Origin of the sequence: Pandoraea anhela, from assembly GCF_902459655.1 — a bacterium.
Taxonomy (GTDB): domain Bacteria; phylum Pseudomonadota; class Gammaproteobacteria; order Burkholderiales; family Burkholderiaceae; genus Pandoraea; species Pandoraea anhela.
In genome coordinates this window covers 242,900-256,691 of the sequence record NZ_CABPSB010000001.1, presented here as the reverse complement: position 1 = coordinate 256,691, position 13,792 = coordinate 242,900, and the positions used below count along the sequence as shown (strand labels likewise).

Below are 13,792 nucleotides of genomic sequence, written 5' to 3'. Positions count from 1 at the left end.
CCGCACCGGGCGAGACAACGAGACATCGGCAGAACGTGCGCCGCACACGACGCGGCGACCCAAGGGAACCATACGATGGGCATCTGGAACCTCTATTTCATTCTGAAGCTGTTGCTGCTGTGGGCGGGCATCATCGGCTTTCACGTGCTGCCTAATTTCCTCTTCGCACTGTTTCTCGTGGTGCGGTTGCGCCCGCGCTGGGCCCGCATCGCACGGCAGGCGATCGCCATTCCGCTAGGCGTGGCGCTTCTCTATTACGACTCGAATCTGCCGCCGTTCGCGCGCTTCATCGAACAGTTGCCCGCGCTCCTGCAATTCCGCGCCTCGTACATCCTCGAGTTGCTCGGCCGTTTCGTGTCCGCGCGCGACTGGCTGTTGCTCGCGATCATGGTGCTGGCGTACTGGATCGTGAACCGCTGGGTACGCGTCACGACGTTCGTGCTGCTCGCGCTCCTCATCGTGCCGGGCGTGCTCCGTGTCGGCACGCTCGTCTCGGTCTCGCCGGTGGTGGCGGCGCAAGGCGACACCACGGCGCAGGCGGCTGGGAGTGGTGCGACGGCAGCCGGCAGCAACGAGTTCGTGAGCGGTGACGGCGAGGTGCCGCCCGGCGCGAATCCGAACGCCGCGCTCAACAGCTTTTATGCGCGCGAGTTGACCCGCTCGGTCTCGTTCCCGGCGCAAGCAGGCGCAGGCCCTGACTTCGACATCGTCTTCCTGCATGTCTGCTCGCTGGCACAGGACGATCTCGACGTCGATAACCTCGAGAATCTGCCGTTGCTCTCGAAGTTCGACTTTATCTTCAAGAATTTCAACTCGGCGGCCAGCTATAGCGGCCCGGCGGCGATTCGCGTGCTGCGCGCCGGTTGCGGCCAGCCCGAACACAAGGCGCTGTACGACGCAGCGGGGCCGCAGTGCTACATCATGAGCGACCTGAAGACCCTCGGTTTCACGCCGTCGCTGGCGATGAACCACGACGGTCACTTCGACAACTTCATGCAGGAAGTGCAACAGAACTTCAACGTGCCGGGCGTGACACCTTTCGACAACACGCGCGCTCGTGTGGCCATGCGGGCGTTCGACGAAACGCCGATCCGGTCCGACGCAGACGTGTTGCAAGCGTGGTGGAAGCAGCGCACGGCCATGCCCGACAAGCGCGTGGCGCTGTACTACAACACCATCTCGCTGCACGACGGCAACCGGCTGGAAGGCTCGAAGCTCACGAGCGTGCAGAGCTATCCGCTGCGGGCGAAGACGATGTTCGACGACTTCGGCCAGTTCATCGACACCATCGCCAAGTCGGGCCGTAAGGCCGTCGTGGTGTTCGTGCCGGAGCATGGGGCGGCACTGCGCGGCAGCAAGTTGCAGATCTCGGGCATGCGCGAGATTCCGCTGCCTGAAATCACGCGCGTCCCCGTGGCGGTCAAGCTCGTCGGGTTCGGCGATGGCGCAACGGCGTCGCATGGTGCGCCGGTGACGATTTCCACGCCGACGAGCTATCTGGCGATGACGACGCTCATCTCGCATCTCATCGCCAACAATCCGTTCGCCGGGACGCCGGATCTGGCGCAGTACGCGAACGACTTGCCGCAGACGGCCTTCGTATCGGCCAACGAGCAGACGACCGTGATGAAATACGGCGGCAAGATTCTGATTCGCGGGGTCGACGGTGTCTGGCTCGACCTGAAGTCGCTCGAATAGGCGCGTGACGCGTTTCCGAGCGGGTGCGGCGCCGTCGCACGCGTTTTTCCGGAATCGCGCATACTGTGCACCTTGCCCGCGAGCGCGGGCAGCGCAGTTTCTGCCTTCGAAAACTTCGGGAGTTACCGTGCAATACACGAAATTCGGCCGCACCGGCCTGTCTGTTTCCCGCCTGTGCCTCGGCACCATGACGTTCGGGCTGCAAACCGAAGAAGCCGCGAGCCACGCGATCCTCGACCGCACGGCGGACGCGGGCGTCAACTTCATCGATCTCGCCGATGTCTATCCGCTGGGCGCCGACACCTCGCTCGTCGGCCGCACCGAGGAAATCGTCGGGCGCTGGCTGAAGGGCCGTCGCGACGAGTTCATCGTAGCGACCAAGGCCTGCGGTCAGATGGGGCCGTCGCCGTGGGACAAGGGCGCGTCGCGCAAACATTTGCTGAGCGCCATCGACGCGTCGCTCTCGCGCCTCGGCACCGATTACGTCGATCTGTATCAACTCCACTCTGACGACGTGGATACGCCCATCGACGAGACGCTCGAAGCGCTCGATGTCATCGTGAGGTCCGGCAAGGCCCGCTACGTCGGTGTGTCGAACTACCTTGCGTATCGCCTCGCCCGCGCGCTGGGCCGCGCCGACGTGCTGCGCGTGGCGCGCTTCGTGTCGGTGCAGCCGCGCTACAACCTGCTGTTCCGCCAGATCGAGCGCGAACTGTTGCCGTTGGCGAGCGAAGAAGGGCTGGCCGTGATTCCTTACAACCCGCTCGCCGGGGGGCTGCTCACGGGTAAGTACCGTCATGACGCCGCCCCGACCGAGGGTCGTTTTACGGCCGCGACCGTCGGCAAGGCAGGCCCGATGTACCAGCAGCGTTACTGGCATGAGCGCGAGTTCGAGACCATCGAGACGCTCAAGGGCATTGCCGCGGACGCCGGCGAGTCGCTGACCCGCCTGTCGCTGGCGTGGGTGCTGGCGAATCCCGTCGTGACGTCGGCGATCATCGGCGCGAGCCGCGTCGAGCAACTCACCGAGACGCTCGGCACCATCGATTACGTCCTCCCGCCGGAACTCAAGGCGAAGCTCGACGACGCCTCGCATGCCTATCGTTGGGGCGACACCGCGCGGTAAGCGATCGGCGCCATCGCAGCAAGTTTCACGCCACAGGCCCGTCGTTGCGGGCCTGTGGCGTTTTTGCGTCGCATCACGGTGAGGTCGCCGAGTCATCGTCGTGCGGCGCAGACGATGACCGCCGGGGTGGCCTTCGCGCTCGATCGGGCGGTATAGTAGAAGCGTCGTGCGGCGTTGATCCGGCGGCATATCCGGCGCAACATCGGACGGATGAACCGCGCGCATGGCATTCCTTTCGACTCCCAACGCGAGGCTGCTCATGACAAAACGCATATTGCTGGCGACCGATGGTAGCGAGTCGTCCCGCCGTGCGTTGCGCGAGGCTGCCGCCTTTGCACGCAACGGCGACGCGATCCGCGTCATTCATACCGTGGAAGACCCCGTCAATCTGCTGACGGCGGCATTCGGCAAGCTCATCGATCTTGAACAGGTGCGGCGCGATATGCAGCGCGAAGGCGAAGAACATTTAGCGCGCGCAGTGCTGTATCTGCGCGAGGAAGGGTTCGATGCGCAGGCGCATCTGCTCGATCTGCGCACGACCGGGGAGACGGTTCCCGAGGCAATGACCCGCGAGGCCATCGAGTGGGGCGCGGACATCATCATCGTGGGGACCCACGGACGCAGCGGGGTGCGCCGGGCGATGCTGGGCAGCGTCGCCGAACAGATCCTGCGCAGCGCGGAGGTGCCGGTGATGCTCGTGGCGGGCGAAGCCCGGCCGCATCTGCCGCTACGCTCCGGCGGGCACTACGAGCGGATTCTCGTCGCGCTCGACGACAGCGAGACGTCGCGCCTCGCGTTCGAATACGCCCTGACGCTCGCACGCACCCATGGCGCCTCCCTGCGTGTGGTGCATGTGATCGATTTGCCGGGGCCGTTCATCGCGGGGTTCGATCCGGAGCCGTTGCTCGATGCGGTGCGCGCGGTGGCCGAGCAGGTGCGTGACTGGGCCGAAAAGCGCCTGCGTGAGGCGGAAGTGCCCTGTGAGATCGAGATGAGGGAGATTCAGCCCGTGGGCGAGGGCGTGGCCGATCAGATCATCGCGGCGGGGAAGGAGGCGGACGTCGACGTGATCGTGCTGGGCACGCATGGCCGACGCGGTTTCCGACGCTTCACGCTGGGCAGTGTGGCGGAGGATACGGCCCGGCATGCGGGCCGTCCGGTCTTGCTGCTGCCCGCGCACGCAGCCTCCGCCTGACGGCAGCGGTTTGCAGCGCACGCCTGAACAGGCATACAGGCGTATAGGCGTTCAGACGTTCAGGCGTGTGAGCGTATCTGCGACGAGCGTGGCCCCGATCAGCCGAGTTCGGCCAGCAGTGTCTTGAGCGGCGTCGCGGCATCGGCCAGACGCGCCGGGTCCACAATGGCGCGGCGTCCGACGAGCTCGCGTGCGGCCATGAACTCCTGCGCGCGGTTGATGCTCGCTGCCGCCACCACTGCGCCGTTGCGCAGGTAGAACAGCATGAAGACCGCGGCGCCCTGTGCGTCGGGCAAACGGCGCTCCACGACGGCATCGTGGCCGTCCGTCATGCCGACCATCTGCAACTTGGCGTTGAACTGGTCCGACCAGAACCACGGTGCGGTCGCGACGGCCTTCGGCGCGTCGCCGTGCACCACGCTCGCGGCGACCTTGGCCATCTCGCTGGCGCTCGGCACCGACTCCAGACGGATGCGACGGCCCAGCGCCGGGTGGGCGTGGTGCGCGCAGTCGCCCACGGCGAGAATCGCGGGGTCGCTCGTGCGGGCGAATTCGTCCACGACGATGCCATTGTCGACGGCCAGCCCGGCCGCCTGCGCCAGTTCCGTGTTCGGGATCAGGCCGATGCCGACGACCACGACGTCCGCTTCCAGACGCTTGTCACCGGCCATTACGGCTACCACCTTGGCGTCGGCGTCCTGCTCCAGCGCCGTGACACCGACGCCGACCTGCACATCCACACCGTTCTCGCGATGCAACGTGGCGAAGAATCCGGCCAGATCGGCCTCTGCCACGCGCGCCAGCAGGCGCGGGGCGGCTTCGAGCACCGTCACCGACGCGCCGGCCTTCACGGCGCTTGCCGCGACTTCGAGGCCGATGTACCCGCCGCCGACCACGACGACGCGCTTGCCCGGAGCGAGCGCGTCGCGCAGGCGCTGGGCGTCGGCGATATTGCGCAGGTAATAAACATTGGGGGCGTCGCCGCCGGGAATCGGCAGGGGACGCACGCGGCCACCGAGCGCAAGCACCAGATGGTCGTAATGTACCGTCTGGCCATCGTCGAACGACACGGTGTGCGCGGCGCGGTCGATGGCGGTGGCAGTGACGCCGAGACGCACCTCGATCTCGGCTTTCTCCCAGCCGTCTGCCGGGCGGATCAGCAAGCTCGCTTCATCGGCCTGACCGGCGAGGAACGCTTTGGAGAGCGGCGGGCGGCGATACGGCAGATGGGTCTCGCTGCCGGCGAGCACGATGCGGCCGGTGTAGCCCAGTTGACGCAGGGCAAGCGCGGTCTCACCGCCGGCTTGACCGGCGCCGAGGATGAGGGTGGTGGGGGTGGCTTCGGACATGGAGATAAGTGCCAAGGAGGCGAAGGACGCAGGAGGAATTCGGGTGAATTTGGGCGTCAGTGTAATGCATCGGCACGCCGAGCGCGTCCCGGATACCGCCAGAGGGTATGTTGCCCGCCCGAGGTGCTCAGGCGGTGCCGACGGATTCGCGTCTTCAGCCCAGCGCCCGACTGGCGGCGGCGGCACGCGCGCGCAGCCAGTTGATGCTGGCGAACAGCAACACCGCGAACACGATGAGCATCGTGGCGACGGCGAGGATCGACGGATCGATGGCATCGCGAATGCCGCTCCACATCTGACGCGGCACGGTCTTCTGATCCGGTCCGCCGATGAACAGGATCACGATCACCTCGTCGAACGACGTCGCGAACGCGAACACGCTGCCCGTCGCCACGGCGGGGGTGATCAGCGGCAGCGTCACGCGCCGGAACGTAACCCAAGGCGTGGCGCCGAGCCCCGACGCGGCTCGCAGCAGGCTTTGATCGAACGACAGCAGCGAGGCCGTGACCGTGATCACGACGAACGGCGTGCCCAGCGCGGCATGCGCCAGTACGACCCCCGCATAAGAATTCACCAGACCGAGCGGCGCGAAGATCAGATAGAAGCCGGCAGCCACCACGACGATCGGCACGATCATCGGTGAGATGATGACCGGCATGACGACCGAGCGCAGCGGAAACTGCGACCGGCTCAGGCCGAGCGCGGCCAGCGTTCCCAGGCACGTCGCGATCAGCGTCGAGGCCGCGCCGATCCCGAGACTGTTGAGCAGGGCGCGCTGCCAGTCCGGACTCGTGAGCGCCTGCGCATACCAGCGCATCGAGAAGCCCGTCATCGGATACGAGAAATACGAGCCGGCGTTGAACGACAGCGGGATGATCGCGAGAATCGGCGCGATCAGAAAGCCCAGCGTGAGGGCCGTATGCAGACGCACCCAGCGCCACGCCACCCGCTCCGCCAACACCGTATTGCGTTTGTCCTGCATGGTCGTGCCTCCTCGGTGGCTCACGATGCGCTGCGGTTCAGCCGAAGCGCAGCCGGTCGATGCCGACAATGCGGTTGAAGATGAAGTAGAACACCGCCGTAAAAATCACCAGATACGCCGAGAGCGCTCCGGCCAGCCCCCAGTTGAGTTGCGTGTTGGTCTGCATGGCGATGAGCTGGCTGATCATTTCGTCGCCCGCACCGCCCAGCAGCGAAGGCGTAATGTAGTAACCCAGCGCCAGCACGAACACGAGAAAACATCCGGCGCCCACGCCCGGCAGCGTCTGCGGGAGGTAGACACGCACGAAGGCGGTCAATGGATGCGCGCCGAGCGACTTCGCGGCCCGCATATAGACGGGCGACACGCTCTTCATCACCGAGTAGATCGCCAGAATCATGTAAGGCAGCAGGACGTGCGTCATGCCGATCAGCACGCCGGTGCGGTTGAAGATCAGGGCGACGGGATGCGAGGTGAGTCCGAGCGCGGACAGCAAGCTGTTGATCACGCCGCCCGGTTGCAGCAGGACGTACCATGCCGTCGTGCGCACGAGCAGGGACGTCCAGAACGGCACGATCACGAACAGCATCAGACGGTTGCATGGCTTCTCGGGCAGGGTCGCGAGCAGCCAGGCAACCGGATAACCGAGGATGAGGCACAGCACGGTCACGGTCGCGCTGATAGAAATGGTGCGCGTGAACGCCTCGCGATACACCGAGGCGTTCTGCGGCACCGGCGCGACGGCGCCTTGCGGTGTGACCTGCATGTCCATGCCGGCGAGCAGGTAGTCCGGCGTGGGAGACGTCGCGGCGCGTTTGAGCAAACGCCACGTTTCGGGGGAATTCCAGCGCTCGTCGAGTTCGGTCAGCGCGGGCTTCCACGCGGGCGGCGCGTCGTGACCGAGCGCGCGTGCGGTGCGCATGAGCAGGCTGCGAAACTCGGACTGAGCGAAGTTCATGCGTCGTGCGATGGTGCCGAGTTGTCCGGTCTCGCGAGCCTGCTTCAGATCGGCGGCGAGCATTGCGAAGGCAGACTCGCCGGGGACCTCGTTGCCGTCCCACGCATCGAGCGCACGCGCCAGGTGCGGCATGCCCTCGCTCACCTCGTGGTTCTGCACGCTGCGCGCGAGCAGCATGGCGATCGGTGCGATGAACGTCGAGAGCAAAAATACGATCAGCGGCAAGGCGAGCAGCAGTGCCCGCATCGACGCGCGCCGTTGCACCCGGCGATAGGCGGCGAGGGCATCCTGGGCGACGGGGCCGCCGGTGCTCGGGCGAGCACCGGCGGGCGTGGCGTGAGTCGATGCGGGCATGGGCGTTATCTCGTGCGGTAGGCCGATACGTCAGAAGTCGCACGCATTACTGCGTGAGCCACACCTGAAAACGCTTGTTGATGGCGTCGGCGTTGTCGGCCCAGAAGTTCGCGTTGATCTGCACGGCGCGCTTGAAGTTTTCCGGCGCGGTCGGCATGTCGGCCAGACGTTGCTTGTCGACGAAGGCGATGGCGTCCTTGCGCGGCGGCGCGTAGGCGATGTACTTCGACAGATCGGCCGACGCCTTCGGCTGTGCCTGAGAGACGATGAACTTCGCAGCGGCATCGGCGTGCTTGGCGCCGGCGGGCACGCCCCACCATTCGAAGTCGTAGACCTGGGCGTCCCACACGGACTTGAACGGCTTCTTGTCTTTCTTCGCGGCGTCGTCGATACGGCCGTTGTAGGCCTGCACCATCACGACCGCGCCGTCTGCGAGCAACTGGGGCGCCTGCGCACCGGACTCCCACCAGACGATGCTCTTCTTGATGGTGTCGAGCTTCTTGAACGCGCGGTCAACGCCGGCCGGCGTGGCGAGCACCTTGTAGACATCCTTCGGATCGACGCCGTCGGCGATCAGCGCCCATTCCATCGTCACCTTCGGCGACTTGCGCAGCCCGCGCTTGCCGGGGAATTTCTGCAAGTCGAAGAAGTCGTTGAGCGTCGTCGGGGCGGTCTTGAGCTTACTGGTATCGAAGGCGTAAATCGTCGACCAGACCATGCTCGCGACGGCGCACTCGCTGATCGAGCCGGGGATGAAGTCGCTGGTCTTGCCGAGCGTCTTCTTGTCGAACTTCCTGAGCAGCCCCTCGTCGCAGGCCGTGATCGCATCGTTGGTTTCCATGTCGATCAGGTCCCACGTCGTATTTTTCGCCTGCTCCATGGCCGAGAGCTTGGCGAGACCGCCGTCATAGGATTCGGTGGCGAACGTGACGCCGCTGGCTTGCGTGAACGGCTCGAACCATGCCTTCTTGGCCGCCGCCTCGAAGGCGCCGCCGAAGGTCACGACATTGAGGGTGTCGGCGGCAAATGCCGTCGTCGAGGCCGTGGTGGCGAAGGCCAGCACGGCGAGGGCGGCGCAGTGCGATTTGAGAGAGGTGCGCATATCAGTTGGCTCCGGCAGGTGCAGTCAGGATCAGGGAAGGGGAAGGTGCGTCGGGAGAAAGCGGGGGCGGCGTCGCGCGCGGTGCGCTCGCGGCAAGAATCTTGCAGTCGTCGTGACGCCACGCCACGTCGATGGTGTCGCCGGTGCCCGGCAGGGTATGGCGCTGCGTGTTCGGGACTTTCACGACGATCGCGTCGCGCGAGCCGAGCATGAGATGCACGCGATGATGGTCGCCGCAGTAGACGAGTTCGTCGACGCGGGCCCGCACGACGTTGTGTTCGCCGGGCGCATGCACGCCCTCCGGTCCGGGGATGTGCGCGCGCTCGGGGCGCAGCGCAAGCATGGCGGCGTCTCCTGTGCGCAGTCCCGCATCGAGGCCGGAGGCATCGGCGTTGCAGCGTCCGCGAATGACGCTGCCGTCGGCCAGCGCGAGCGTGGCCCAGCCGTCGCCGGCGCCGACCACACGACCGGTCAGGCCGTTGTTCTCGCCGACGAAGTTGGCGACGAAGGCGTTCTGCGCGTTTTCGTAGAGTTCGGTCGGCGACGCGGCCTGCTGAATGCGTCCGTCCGAGAATACGGCGACGCGATCCGACATCGTGAGCGCTTCGGCCTGATCGTGGGTCACGTAGACGATGGTCAGCGACAGTTCGCGATGCAGACGCATGATTTCGTACTGCATCGTCTCGCGCAGCCGCTTGTCGAGCGCGCCCAGCGGTTCGTCCATCAGCACCACGCTCGGCTCGAACACCAGCGCGCGCGCCAGCGCCACGCGCTGTTGCTGACCGCCGGAGAGTTGCGCGGGACGCCGGTTGGCGAGATGCGACAGTTCGATCATCTCCAGGGCGCGCTTGACGCGGGCATTCTGCTCGGCGCGTCCGACGCGTCGCACCGACAGCGGGAAGGCGACGTTCTGTGCGATCGTGAGATGGGGAAACAGCGCGTAGTTCTGGAACACCATGCCGATATCGCGCCGATGCGGTGGCTTGTCGTCGAGGCGTTGCCCGTCGAGGCGGATTTCGCCGTGCGTGGGGGACTCGAAACCCGCGAGCATCATGAGCGTGGTCGTCTTGCCCGAGCCCGACGGCCCGAGCAGCGACAGAAACTCTCCGCGGCGTACATCGAGGTTCAGGTCGTCGACGACGTGATGCACGCCGTCATACGACTTGCTCACGCCCGAGAACGAAATGAAGGAGGGGTTCGACATCGTGATGGTGTCCTGTCTTCGGAGTTCAGTACCTGGTTCGCGACCCGTGGCGGTCTTCAGCGTCAGGGCCGCGCCAGCTTCGCGGCCAGATAGCGCGCGAAATCGTAATTCGGCCGCTCCAGCCGGCTCAGATGCCCCGGCTTCGCCAGCGGGGCGTGCACGCCGCGAAACACGGCTTCCACGCCGCGCCGGTCTTCGGCGTTGACCTCGTCGAGCAGTGTCTTGAGCGACGCCATGTACGACTTCGCTTGCGGATCCGACACGAACTCGGGCGCGAGCCCGCCGCCGAAGCGGATGTGCACGCGCCCCACACCTTGCGGCTGGAGCACGAGGTACCAGAAGTACCCCGGGGTGAGGGTGACGAGATGCGTCGGATAAATCGCAAGCAGCGCGGTCGTCTTGCGCCAGTGCCCTTCGAGACGCGTGTTCTGCGGATGCGCGTTGCCGATCGGCAGGCTCGCTTCCTTGGTGATCCAGTGATAGTTGAACGCCGCATGCCCGGGCGGGCATTCCATCTCTTCGAGCTTGGAGTGCGGTCCTACCGTGGCGCGGTGCAGCATCGGCAGGTGGTAACTCTCCATGAAGTTCTCGGCCAGAATCTTCCAGTTCGTATCCCAGACGTGCTCTTCATAAAACGTTTCGACGTAGTCGGTCATGCCGTATGGCGCGATCAACGGGGTGAGTTCGCGCAGTTGCTGGCCGACCGGTACGGCATGCGGGTCGAGCGTGACGTAGATCCAGCCTTGCCACTGCTCGCAGCGAATCGCGGGCAACCGGTAGCTTTCCTTGCAGAAGCCCGCTTGCTCGTCCATCATCGGCGCGCCCCTCAACTGACCGTCGAGGCCGTAATTCCAGGCGTGATAGGGACAGACGATGCGACGCACGTTGCCGCGTCCTTCGAGCAGCACCGACATGCGGTGCAGGCACACGTTGGACATCGCCTTGAGTTGCATCTGCTCGTCGCGCACCACCACCACGGGCTGCTCGCCGATCTGCGCCGTGAGGTAGTCGCCGGGTTCGGCAAGCGCGCTTGCACGTCCCACGCATTGCCATTCCCTGGCGAAAATATCGCGCTGCTCGCAGGCGAGAAATTCGGCTGACGTGTATACGCCGGGCGGCATGGCCCGTGCATCGTCGAATGAGCGTTCGCCACCGGTACGCAGTGCGTCGATGAGCGTTTGCCCTGCGATCGTCCCTGTCTGGTCAGCCATGAAGCCCTCCGTTCATCCGCCGGTTCGCCACGGGGCTTGCTGCTATCCCGTGCGTTCCGCACTCAACATGAACATCAATCTATCAAGCCAAATTGCCAGCCAAAATATTGTTTTCGGATACAAAGCAAAGGTTTTCCCTATGCAGCAGCGATCGGCTGCGAGCACCGATGCACGATCGTCATGGGGGCGCGCAGGTCATGGCGAGGTGAGGTGCAGCCGCCGGATGTGGTTCTCGCAGAACGCCGAAAAGCGCTCTACGACCCGGCGCGGCTTCATCGTGCGGGATTGGGCGACGCCGAGCGTGAGGGCGTTGACGTTGTCCTTGAAGCGTTTGATGACGAACTCTTCGCCGTCCACCGTGCGGGTGGATTTGAGTGGGAAATTCAGCAGGCTGTAACCCAGACCGTTCGCCACCATGCCGCGTACGACCTCCGGTTGCGAAGAGCGGAAGGCCGGGACCGGGCGGGTGCCGACTGCGTCGAACAGTGCGGCGAAATACTCGCGGCTATGCGGCAGATCGAGCATCACGTAAGGCTCGGCCTGCAAGTCGGCGAGCGAGACCTTGCGCGCGCGGGCGAGCCGGTGCGTGCGCGGCAGTATCGCGTAAGGCGGCAGCGTCAGCAGCGGGGTGAAGGCGATGTCTTCGCTGAGGTCGAGGCTGTAGGTCAGCACGATGTCGAGCGAGCCGTCGTGCAGCCCGCGCAGCAGGCCGTCCTGATGGGCCTCGACGGTGCGAAACGAAATGCCGGCGTGCGCCTGCGTGAAGTGGCTGATGAGCCCGGGCATCAGCGGCGGCGCCAGCGACGCCAGACAACCCAGCGCGATCGCGCCCGTCATGCCGCCGTCCATCTCTTTGGCCGCCATCTGTAATTCTTCCGCCGTCTTGAGCAGGTTGCGCGCCTGTCCGAGCAGATCGCGCCCCGCCTGCGTGAGCGACAGGCCGCTCGCGTGATGCCGGATGAACAACTGCACGCCGAACGACACTTCGAGATCGGCGAGCGCGGTGGAAATGGAGGGCTGCGAGATGTGCAGGCGCTTGGCTGCGGCGGTGAACGACAGCACTTCGGCGGTAACGACGAAATAGCGAAGTTGGCGCAGCGAGTAGCGCAGCGGCTGATTGTCCATCGGCATCGCTCCTTGGCTTCATGAGACGGCATGACTCGACGGCATTGTGAAACCGAAAAAAAAGCCTGCATAGTCAAATCCGATGCTCTGCATTTTTTAAATGTATTTTTCGGATGCTGCCGGCGCGCGTAGATTGCCCCGAATGACCCGTCTCGCGGGTCGTTCGCCAACTCTCTGCTTTCTGAAGGACGCAAGCCATGACAGTGCAAACCCCGTCAATCGATACGCTCGTCGTCGGTGCCGGTCAGGCCGGCGTGGCGATGAGCGAGCACCTGAGCAAGCTCGGCGTGCCGCATCTGGTGCTGGAGCGCGCGCGCATCGCCGAGCGTTGGCGCACCGGACGCTGGGATTCGCTGGTCGCCAACGGTCCCGCGTGGCACGACCGTTTTCCCGGAATGACCTTTGCCGGTGTCGATCCGGACGGGTTCGCGTCGAAAGCGCAGGTCGCGGATTACTTCGTCGAATACGCCCGCAAGATCGAAGCGCCGATCCGCACGGGGGTGGAGGTGACGAAAGTCGTGCGCAACGCCGGCCGGCCCGGCTTCACGGTCGAGACGTCGGAAGGCTCGTACGAAGCGCTTCGCGTGGTGGTGGCGACCGGGCCGTTTCAACGCCCGGTGATTCCCGCGATCGCGCCGAAGGACGACCGTCTCACCCAGTTGCACTCCGCCGATTACCGCAATCCCGAACAACTGCCGCCGGGCAATGTGCTGGTCGTGGGTGCGGGGTCGTCGGGGGTGCAGATCGCCGACGAATTGCAGCGCGCCGGGCGGCAGGTCTATTTGTCGGTGGGGCCGCACGACCGTCCCCCGCGCGGGTATCGCGGACGCGACTTCTGCTGGTGGCTGGGCGTGCTGGGCGAGTGGGATGCCGAAGTCATGCGACCCGGCAAGGCTCACGTGACGATTGCCGTGAGCGGCGCGCGCGGTGGCCACACCGTCGACTTCCGACGGCTCGCCCATCAAGGGGTGACGCTCACCGGTCTCACGCAATCGTTCGACGCCGGCGTGGTTCGTTTCGCACCAGACCTGGCCGCTAACATCGCGCGAGGCGACGAGAACTATCTGTCCATGCTCGACGCGGCCGACGCGTATGCGGTGCGCAATGGCCTTGCGCTTCCCGAGGAGCCCGGGGCACGCGTCATTCCCCCCGATCCCGAATGCCTCACCGCGCCGCTGCGCGACCTCGATCTCGCGACGGCCGGCGTGACAACGATTCTCTGGGCGACGGGCTACGCGCACGACTTCCAATGGCTGCAAGTCGATGCGTTCGACGAGAGCGGCAAACCCAAGCACCAGCGCGGCGTATCGAAGGAGCCGGGCGTGTACTTCCTCGGCTTGCCGTGGCTGTCACGTCGTGGTTCGTCCTTCATCTGGGGCGTGTGGCACGACGCACGTCATATCGCGGAACACATCGCGACGCAACGCAAATATCTCGCTTACTACGACACGCCCACGCATGGCACGAACTGAGTCACGATCCCAGGAGCTT

11 protein-coding genes are annotated in these 13,792 nt (G+C 65.4%); 4 read left to right on the top strand and 7 right to left on the bottom strand.

All coding sequences use genetic code 11. The features are described 5' to 3' along the window. Positions 1 to 75: 75 nt before the first annotated feature. From bcsG to PAN31108_RS01090, 3 genes are all read left to right on the top strand, one after another. Entirely contained in the window at positions 76 to 1,698 is a 1,623-nt protein-coding gene (bcsG, locus tag PAN31108_RS01100) for a cellulose biosynthesis protein BcsG (RefSeq protein WP_150667058.1), read from the top strand. 127 nt (positions 1,699 to 1,825) lie between these two features. Continuing rightward, the gene (locus PAN31108_RS01095; protein WP_150667057.1) at positions 1,826 to 2,824 is read left to right on the top strand and encodes an aldo/keto reductase; all 999 of its coding nucleotides are present in this window, start codon (positions 1,826 to 1,828) and stop codon (positions 2,822 to 2,824) included. A 259-nt stretch (positions 2,825 to 3,083) separates the two neighbouring features. After that, positions 3,084 to 4,019 (top strand): universal stress protein, encoded by a 936-nt coding sequence (locus PAN31108_RS01090; RefSeq protein WP_174994792.1) that lies wholly within the window; start codon positions 3,084 to 3,086, stop codon positions 4,017 to 4,019. Positions 4,020 to 4,117: 98 nt separating this feature from the next. Here the strand turns inward: PAN31108_RS01090 and PAN31108_RS01085 are convergent, their stop codons facing one another. The 7 genes from PAN31108_RS01085 to PAN31108_RS01055 form a co-directional block, all read right to left on the bottom strand. Further along, entirely contained in the window at positions 4,118 to 5,368 is a 1,251-nt protein-coding gene (locus PAN31108_RS01085; protein ID WP_174994791.1) for an NAD(P)/FAD-dependent oxidoreductase, read from the bottom strand. A 154-nt stretch (positions 5,369 to 5,522) separates the two neighbouring features. Further along, positions 5,523 to 6,350 carry an ABC transporter permease gene (locus PAN31108_RS01080; RefSeq protein ID WP_150667055.1) on the bottom strand — a complete coding sequence of 276 codons (828 nt, stop codon included), beginning with the start codon at positions 6,348 to 6,350 and terminating at the stop codon, positions 5,523 to 5,525. 37 nt (positions 6,351 to 6,387) lie between these two features. Beyond that, complete coding sequence (locus tag PAN31108_RS01075; protein ID WP_150667054.1) at positions 6,388 to 7,659, bottom strand: ABC transporter permease; 1,272 nt, start codon at positions 7,657 to 7,659, stop codon at positions 6,388 to 6,390. 46 nt (positions 7,660 to 7,705) lie between these two features. Next, the gene (locus tag PAN31108_RS01070) at positions 7,706 to 8,761 is read right to left on the bottom strand and encodes an ABC transporter substrate-binding protein (protein ID WP_150667053.1); all 1,056 of its coding nucleotides are present in this window, start codon (positions 8,759 to 8,761) and stop codon (positions 7,706 to 7,708) included. 1 nt (position 8,762) lies between these two features. Beyond that, a complete protein-coding gene (locus tag PAN31108_RS01065; protein WP_150667052.1) occupies positions 8,763 to 9,965 on the bottom strand; it encodes an ABC transporter ATP-binding protein in 1,203 nt (400 codons plus the stop codon). 62 nt (positions 9,966 to 10,027) lie between these two features. Further along, the gene (locus tag PAN31108_RS01060) at positions 10,028 to 11,176 is read right to left on the bottom strand and encodes an aromatic ring-hydroxylating oxygenase subunit alpha (protein WP_150667051.1); all 1,149 of its coding nucleotides are present in this window, start codon (positions 11,174 to 11,176) and stop codon (positions 10,028 to 10,030) included. Between the two features lie 195 nt (positions 11,177 to 11,371). Beyond that, positions 11,372 to 12,301, bottom strand: a complete 930-nt coding sequence (locus PAN31108_RS01055) for a LysR family transcriptional regulator (RefSeq protein WP_150667050.1) — start codon at positions 12,299 to 12,301, stop codon at positions 11,372 to 11,374. 197 nt (positions 12,302 to 12,498) lie between these two features. Here PAN31108_RS01055 and PAN31108_RS01050 point away from each other — a divergent pair, with 197 nt between their 5' ends. Next, positions 12,499 to 13,773: a flavin-containing monooxygenase gene (locus tag PAN31108_RS01050; protein WP_150667049.1), complete on the top strand. Its 1,275-nt coding sequence runs from the start codon at positions 12,499 to 12,501 to the stop codon at positions 13,771 to 13,773. Positions 13,774 to 13,792 lie beyond the last annotated feature (19 nt).